The 7,066-nt window shown below is 58.7% G+C and carries 8 protein-coding genes; 5 read left to right on the forward strand and 3 right to left on the reverse strand.

What is annotated here, in order from left to right; translation table 11 throughout:
• Nucleotides 1–866, forward strand: an 866-nt coding sequence (locus tag IVB13_RS16820; protein WP_276578391.1) for an HWE histidine kinase domain-containing protein, incomplete at its 5' end; no start/stop codon positions are given.
• A gap of 195 nt (nucleotides 867–1,061) precedes the next feature.
• Nucleotides 1,062–1,223 (forward strand): hypothetical protein, encoded by a 162-nt coding sequence (locus IVB13_RS40445; protein ID WP_346732282.1) that lies wholly within the window; start codon nucleotides 1,062–1,064, stop codon nucleotides 1,221–1,223.
• Between the two features lie 754 nt (nucleotides 1,224–1,977).
• On the opposite strand, the gene IVB13_RS16830 is transcribed toward IVB13_RS40445, so the two are convergent.
• From IVB13_RS16830 to IVB13_RS16840, 3 genes are read right to left on the reverse strand one after another with little or no spacing between them, the layout of a single operon-like run.
• A complete protein-coding gene (locus IVB13_RS16830; protein WP_247489726.1) occupies nucleotides 1,978–2,982 on the reverse strand; it encodes an acetylserotonin O-methyltransferase in 1,005 nt (334 codons plus the stop codon).
• Nucleotides 2,983–3,036: 54 nt separating this feature from the next.
• Complete coding sequence (locus IVB13_RS16835) at nucleotides 3,037–4,011, reverse strand: tripartite tricarboxylate transporter substrate binding protein (protein WP_247489728.1); 975 nt, start codon at nucleotides 4,009–4,011, stop codon at nucleotides 3,037–3,039.
• Between the two features lie 22 nt (nucleotides 4,012–4,033).
• A complete protein-coding gene (locus tag IVB13_RS16840; RefSeq protein ID WP_247489730.1) occupies nucleotides 4,034–4,555 on the reverse strand; it encodes a MarR family transcriptional regulator in 522 nt (173 codons plus the stop codon).
• 94 nt (nucleotides 4,556–4,649) lie between these two features.
• Here IVB13_RS16840 and IVB13_RS16845 point away from each other — a divergent pair, with 94 nt between their 5' ends.
• From IVB13_RS16845 to IVB13_RS16855, 3 genes are read left to right on the forward strand one after another with little or no spacing between them, the layout of a single operon-like run.
• Nucleotides 4,650–4,898 carry a PAS-domain containing protein gene (locus IVB13_RS16845; RefSeq protein WP_247489733.1) on the forward strand — a complete coding sequence of 83 codons (249 nt, stop codon included), beginning with the start codon at nucleotides 4,650–4,652 and terminating at the stop codon, nucleotides 4,896–4,898.
• Nucleotides 4,819–5,433: a hypothetical protein gene (locus IVB13_RS16850; RefSeq protein WP_247489737.1), complete on the forward strand. Its 615-nt coding sequence runs from the start codon at nucleotides 4,819–4,821 to the stop codon at nucleotides 5,431–5,433. The genes IVB13_RS16845 and IVB13_RS16850 overlap by 80 nt, the downstream gene beginning before the upstream one ends.
• Nucleotides 5,434–5,446: 13 nt before the next feature.
• A complete protein-coding gene (locus tag IVB13_RS16855) occupies nucleotides 5,447–5,959 on the forward strand; it encodes a septal ring lytic transglycosylase RlpA family protein (RefSeq protein ID WP_247489735.1) in 513 nt (170 codons plus the stop codon).
• Nucleotides 5,960–7,066: the final 1,107 nt, after the last annotated feature.

A 7,066-nucleotide genomic window follows, 5' to 3' on the forward strand; every position in this document is an offset into this window, starting at 1 on the left:
GAACGCCGCAGCCAGGCGACGAATGGTGTGTGACCTGGAAGCTCTATTGGCCCGACGGCTCGCCGCTGCCACACAACGAATGCCCGATGGCCATCGCGCTGCGCGAGAACCGTGAGGTCCGCGGTGCCGAAGCCGTAGCCGAACGACCGGACGGCAGACGCGTACCATTTATTCCTTATCCGACGCCGTTGTGCGACGCGGCCGGCAATCTGGTCGGCGCCATCAACATGCTGGTCGATATCAGCGAGCGCAAGCGCGCCGAGAACGCCCAAAAGGTCCTTATTGACGAGCTGAACCATCGTGTGAAGAACACACTGGCCACCGTGCAGTCGCTTGCGAACCAGACGGCTCGCCACGCGGGCGACCTGAAGGAATTTCTGCCGACGTTCACTGGACGGTTGCTTGCACTGGCCCGCGCGCATGACCTGCTCACCAAGCGAAACTGGCAGGACGCACCTTTCGAACAGCTGGTCCACGACGTCGTCGCTCCGGTGTCAGGCGGACGGGTAGTGACAGACGGGCCTCACGTCGATCTGGACGCGCGCAGCGCACTGAGCATCACCATGGTGCTGAACGAGCTTCTGACCAATGCCGCCAAGTACGGCGCACTCTCGGTGCCCGATGGGACTGTGTCCTTCACTTGGCGGCTTGGCCCAAACGAAGTGTCGCAAAATGCGGTGGAATGCGAGTGGCGCGAACGCGGCGGTCCGCCGGTTTTGCCGCCCAAGCGGCGTGGCTTCGGTACGCGACTGATGGAGCGGTGCCTAGAGCATGACCTCGCGGGCGAGTTCGATCTGGTGTTCGAGCCGGAGGGCACCCGCTGCCGTATGGTGTTTCCCGTAGCGGCTGCCGCGTCCAATGGTTGAGCTGTCCGGCGCAAGGGCTCTCCTGGTCGAAGATGAGGGTCTGGTGGCCCTCATGATCGAAGACATGCTCGAGGAACTAGGACTGAACTGGTCGCCTCGGCCGCTCACGTGCCAAAGGCATGCGAACTTGCCACCGCGGCATCATTCGATGTGGCGCTTCTCGATGTCAACCTTGCGGGCGATTTGGTTTTCCCGGTGGCGCGCATCCTGCGCGCACGGAAAATTCCCTTCCTGTTCAGCACGGGCTACGGCGGGCCGCCGCTGGAGGAGGAATTCAGGAATGCGCCGGCGATCGGCAAGCCGTTTTCCATCGACCAATTGAAGGAGCAGTTGCGGACCATTTTGGCGCCGAACTAAAGCGCAGCAACGCCGCAAGTTTCTCACGAAAGAAAAAGCCCTTCGTCATGGAATGCCTCTGTCACCGGGTTGCGTCAATTTATCTACTTGATCCCAGATCGCGGCCAACCTCCATCATAGCATGCTGCAGATCGGCAGCTTGCATGATTTGGTCGGCTCACCTCCCGGAAGCGGCCGTCGCGGCGTTCTGAGCCAAGGTCAGTCAGGGCCAAAGCGCGAATTACACCGTTACCAGCGCAGGGATTTCCGGCCCAGGCACTGTGGCGCTGGGCGCTCCTCCCATTTGTCAACGTGGTTGACGGTAATTGCCCGGAATTGCTGTTCCGCGAACTATTGGATGGACTCGTCCGGCAACCAGCCATGATGAATGTGCCTTTGCAAAACTGGTCCTGGTGGTTGGAGTTCGGCGCATGTGTGACCGGTTGCGTGAGCGGTGGCATTGCGCGCGATATGGACTCCCGAGGTGAACGGCGCTGTTGAAGTTACCATCGCCTTCATCTCTTCCATAATGACCCAATGGCAGGCCACCAACGCGACGGGTCATGAACATCGTCGGGACCAAGCCGCTGATGGCTGCAATCGCGGCCTGAGACCGAACCGGTCCTCGCTTCCCATCGACTTCATGAACGGGTGTTTTTACACGGCCAAGACCCATTGCGGACCTTGCAGCAATCTCAGCGTGACCGAGGACGTTTGGACCTTAGGCAGACGTTCGGGCTCGCAGTCCTTGGGCTCGAATGATAAGCCGCGAGGCCTACCATGGTTGTGCTTCGATCACATTCTGGATGCCAGCGGGAAACACCCGCGTCAACTCGAAGGCCGAGTTGGCAAGGAGCTCCGCGAACTCCTCAAGGGTTCGCTCTCGCCCGCCGGGGGAGACCAGCATGTTCAAATCACTGAACTTGGTTGCCGGCATTTCGTTCGGAGGTCCGACAATCCGTTCGATCAGAAGCAACTTTGCGCCTTTGGTCATCGCGCGCCGACAAGCGGTGAGGATAGCAGCAGCTTCCGTGTCTTCCCAATCGTGAATGACCACCCGCATCAGATAGGCGTCTCCGCCTTCAGGGACCGATTCGAAGAAGCTTCCACCCACGATCTTGCAGCGGTCGAGCACGCCGCGTTCTGCCAGAACGGCCTTTGCTCCCGCGACGACGTCGGGTTGATCAAACAGCGTACCGCCAAGGTGAGGGTGAGCGCATAGCAGGGCCGCCAACATCGAGCCTCGCCCGCCACCCACGTCGACTACGTGACTGAACGGCGAGAAATCATAGCCGCGGAGAACTGCGTCGGCTCCGTCCCGTGAGAATTGCGCCATAGCCTGATCGAAGGTCGCGCCGTATTCGGGGTACTCTGCGCGGAATTGCCAGACACTTTTGCCGTGCAAGTGTTGAAATGCGTTCTCGCCCGTTTGCACGCTGTGCAGCAGATGCCCCCACGCTTGCCAATAATAGGGGCTTCCGACCACTTCCGCCCAGGCTCCGACGGGTGTCGCGGAGTCGGCACGCAAGCAATCACCGACCGGGGTGAGCGCAAAATATCTGCCTTCTTCCTCCCGGAACACACCGATGGCGGCGAGCGCACGCAACAGCCGGTACAGCGAATCGGGATGGCTCTTCGTCAGCACCGCGAGCTCGTCCACCGATCGAGCGCCGTCATTCAGATGTTCGACGACCCGCAGCTTTGCTGCGACACTAATCGCCTTCGTGACCTGGAAGCCATTGATCAGAGTCAGCAAGTCGAGGCGAGGATCGCTTGTCATGGATGCGCTCCTTGATGACGGTTCTGGCTTGGCATGGTCCGGATGCTGCGAAAATCACTGGGTCGGCTTGAAGTTCATTGCTTTCGCGAGGTCAGCAAGACTGCGACGGCGTTCGTCGAGCAAAGCTGCAAATTCGGCCGCCGTCCCTGGATGAGCGGCCTGTCCGACGTGAGCCAGCCTTTGCCTGATGGCAGGATCGTTCGCGACGGCGCTGACGGCGGATGCAATCTGGTCTCGCAAGGTATGCGGAATTCCGCGCTTGCCGAATAAGCCAACCACACCGTCCATGCGAAGGTCCGGGAAACCAGCCTCCGCGACCGTGGGGACATCAGGGACAAGGGGTGCGCGGGCGTCACTCGCTACCGCCAGGAGCCGAGCTCTCCCTGACTGCACCTGCGGCATTGTCACGCTAAGTGCATGAACGAAGACGTCTATGCGCCCCTCACCCAGGTCCTGTAGTGCAGGAGCAAGGTCCCTATAGGGCACAAAGGCGAGCTCCAGTTTTGCATTCTTGAGGAATCCGCCAACAACAAACGGCGGAAGGCCCGGCGAGCTTGACCAGTTCAGCTTGCCCGGTTCGGCGCGAGCTGTTTGAACCAGATCATCGAGCGAACGGATCGATCTTTTTCCGGTCACCGCTATCGCTAAGACAACGTCCGACGTGGGGCAAATCGGGACCAAGTCACGCACAGGATCATAGGGTAACTTCTCGTGCGTAATTGGAAGCAAAGTAAATACTGCGGAGATGGCATAAAGCAGGGTGTGATCATCCTCCGTGTTGAGAAAAGCAGAGACCCCGATCACTCCGTCGGCGCCGGGCCGATTTTCCACGACGACGGGCTGTCCCCACTGTTCTGAAAGCCGTTCGGCAAACAGTCGAGCGCTGAAGTCAGAACCACTTCCAGCCGGCACGGGTGCAATCAAGCGGACCGTCCGGTGAGGCCAGTCGGCCGCCATGAGCTTGGAACTCCAGCAGGAGATGGCGAGGAGAAGACCGACGGCAGCGAAGAAGCGAACGAAGATGCTCATGCCTACTCCTTCCGAATTGCGTTCAGCGCGACTTCCGCTTTCGACGTCCGGCGCCAGGGCGGACATATTTCTCGTTGGCCCTGACCACTCTGGACATTAACTCGATGAACAGCTCGCGGTCCGCCGGTTCGAGGCAGGATAGCAGCCTCTCTTGAGTGGCGAGCGCTCGTGGACGCAGCCGCTTTCTGATCCTGTGACCGAGAGGGGTGCAGCGGAGCATCCAGACGCGCCGGTCTGAATCATTAGGCCGCCGTTCGACCAGCCCTTTTGCCTCGAGCTGATCCACCAGTCGGCCAGTGTTTGTCTTGTCGACGGCGACCACTTCGGCAAGGCGGCTCTGATCTATCTCCGGATGGTTTTCAATGATCGTTAGGACCGCCCATTCGGGGACGCTCATGTCCTCCTCTTCAAATTCTTCGGCGATGACAGCGGTCGAGATCATGTGCAGCCGCCGGATCAGATATGCCGGAACGAGGCGATAAGGCTGTGGCGCCGGGTCGACCTCCGAGGATCCACGCAATGTAATAGCTTTTGCAACCATCATAATTATTATTATCAGAGCGATAGCTCCGCATCAAGTCATTTGAGACCGGATAAATCCCCCAGCCGCGACGGCCCTTCAAGCCGCGGCAGCGATAATGCCGACGAAGTCAGCTTGTTGCCCTTCGGCGAACTGGCAGCATCACTTCACGACGTCCGCTTATCGAGGCAGGGCGCATCACTACCTCCAGCAGCTCAGCGACGGACGCGTTGTCTCGATCGCTCATCGCTCCACATCCGATGGCGGCTGGCTCATCAGTTGTGAAGATGTCACCGAACAACAACGAGCTCAATCTCAAATCGACTTCATGGCGCGGCACGACGCTCCGGTTGGATCGTCATTTTAGGATTTTTGGATTTTTGATCCACTGGCCATCCAATTGCTTGTGGCGAAGGTTCTCAGGGACGAGCTATCCTTTAGGGGCATCGATCCTTATCCGCGGAGAGGCGGAGGCGATTGCTGCTCGCATCTTTGAGCGGATCACTGAGCTCGAGCTGGAGCTTGCCGCGGGATTTCAACATCCCCATGAGCGGCGACCACGGACCAACGTGACGAACCGGTCGTTTTCGTCCGTTTGCATCCAGCGCGAGCGAGGCTGGAGCATGGGCAGCGTCTTACGCGGCCTCTCGCCCACTGAATTGTCGCGGTCCGTTCAACGCCTGGACGCACACGCGGTGTTGACGCTCGCTTCGCCAGAAAGCTCTAGAGGCGCTCGCCTGAGTGTTCCAGCGGGCTATCTGCTTGCTGCACTGCGTCTACGTTCCGCCCTGCAGCACATTGCTCAAAACATCGGTATGAAATCACCTAATCACCGTATGAATCCCGGATGTGCCGGAACGCACCTTGCGAGTTTGCATTATTTTCTCTGTTTTGTGATTTGAAGCGAGGTCGATCATGCGTCCGCTTTCTGGAAAGATCGTGATTGCAATAGTCTCGACTTGGACGGGACTTCATGCGCCCCCTGCTGTCGGGCAAACATTCAATGATAGATGGTCCATCATTCCGAAGGCTCACGCGGAGCCGGCTCCTGAAGGACCCGATCAGATAAAGAAGGAGGAGCCACAAGCGCAACCTCCGAACGGAGAAGAGCTGTTGAAAGATCGTTCAGGCGGTCAATCTTACAATCGAGTCATTTCCGGAAAAGCCTCCTACTATTCGTATTCCAAAGGCAAGACAGCGAGCGGTTCATCGTTTGATCGGAATCTACTAACCGCGGCGCACCGCCGTCTGCCGTTCGGCACGAGAGTCCGGGTCATTGATCTTGAGACGAATAAGTCAGTGGTGGTTCGTATCACCGACCGCGGACCCTGGGTCCGTGGCCGCGTCCTCGACCTCTCGCTCGGCGCGGCGCGCAGCTTGGGGATAACTGAACGTGGCGTGGCTCAGGTCCGTGCTGAGGTGTTGTAGCAGAGGTCTATTGCCCTACGAAAACAAACAACCGCCAGCCCTTACGTCAAAATTCGGCTTTTGGCCTGAAACGAATGACGTCGCGACTGCCTAAGATGACTTCGCCGTTACACAGAACTTGGCCCGGCCTCGCATCTTCGCTACCTGTATGATGAGACGATAGCGCGGAGATCTCGCCTGCCCATCAAGCTTTCATCGAAACCATGGTACTCGCCGCTCGGGATTCAACTTGCCTTCTGCTATTGGGCAACGACCAATCGGCGAGGCACCTGCGGAATCCTCCGCGAAAAGTGTGGAGAGGTAGTCTGGAGCGGCCGGATTATGGGCCCGATGATCCATGCGCAAGGAGCCCGCGAGCGCGCCCAGGCGTAACTTTATACGAAGAACTACCTGCGTGTTACTCAGAATGGAATTGAGCCCGATAATACCAAGTTTTACGAAGACGGTTTCAAAGCTGGACTTAGTCGCCTCGAGGTGAAGGTGACCGAAGTTCAGCCGCTGTCAGAAAACATGGCCCTATCAACTGGCGAAGCTCACATTACCGGTAAGAGTGAGAAAGGCGCCCCCTAGAAGTAACCGCTATTTGGACTGCTGTTGATGTTCGTGAGAATGGGCAATGGAAGATTCGTATGCTGACGTCGGCTCCTAAGGCACCGCCGCCGCAGCCGCAACAAGCGGGGACCACGGCGACTGCAACGGGAAACGCGCCGAGTGGAAAATAGTGCCTACCCGAGAGTAGTTCGTCGTAGCCGACTCTCGCACCCAAATGGGCCGAGCCAGCAACTGAAACGTGGATCTTTCGGCCACGGAAGCCGACTCGCATAGATCAAGGGGCCTCGCCTCTCGAAAATGACGGGACGGCGCGGCTCCTCGATCGGACCGAACAACAGCTTCTGAGTAAAGACCGGACTGCAGCAAGGACAGCCTGCAGGACCGAGTCTGGCCCTTCGGCGAAGTGGCAGCATCGCTCCACGAGGTCCGCTTATTGAGGCATGGCGGACAAGATTTGCTCAGGTTGTCATTCGGCCTGCAATATTGACCCCCCGTATTGCCGCATCAGCAATTGTTACCCTGATGGCACGGATGCGAGGTCGACTGATCGGCCGC

Origin of the sequence: Bradyrhizobium sp. 17, assembly GCF_023073515.1 — a bacterium.
Taxonomy (GTDB): Bacteria; Pseudomonadota; Alphaproteobacteria; order Rhizobiales; family Xanthobacteraceae; genus Bradyrhizobium; species Bradyrhizobium canariense_D.

Bases quoted from the DNA above. Each gene is read 5' to 3' on its own strand.
- IVB13_RS16830 (WP_247489726.1), bottom strand. From the start codon at position 2,982: ATGACAAGCGATCCTCGCCTCGACTTGCTGACTCTGATCAATGGCTTC.
- IVB13_RS16855 (WP_247489735.1), top strand. From the start codon at position 5,447: ATGCGTCCGCTTTCTGGAAAGATCGTGATTGCAATAGTCTCGACTTGG.
- IVB13_RS16840 (WP_247489730.1), bottom strand. From the start codon at position 4,555: ATGATGGTTGCAAAAGCTATTACATTGCGTGGATCCTCGGAGGTCGAC.
- IVB13_RS16835 (WP_247489728.1), bottom strand. From the start codon at position 4,011: ATGAGCATCTTCGTTCGCTTCTTCGCTGCCGTCGGTCTTCTCCTCGCC.
- IVB13_RS16850 (WP_247489737.1), top strand. From the start codon at position 4,819: ATGTCACCGAACAACAACGAGCTCAATCTCAAATCGACTTCATGGCGC.
- IVB13_RS16845 (WP_247489733.1), top strand. From the start codon at position 4,650: ATGCCGACGAAGTCAGCTTGTTGCCCTTCGGCGAACTGGCAGCATCAC.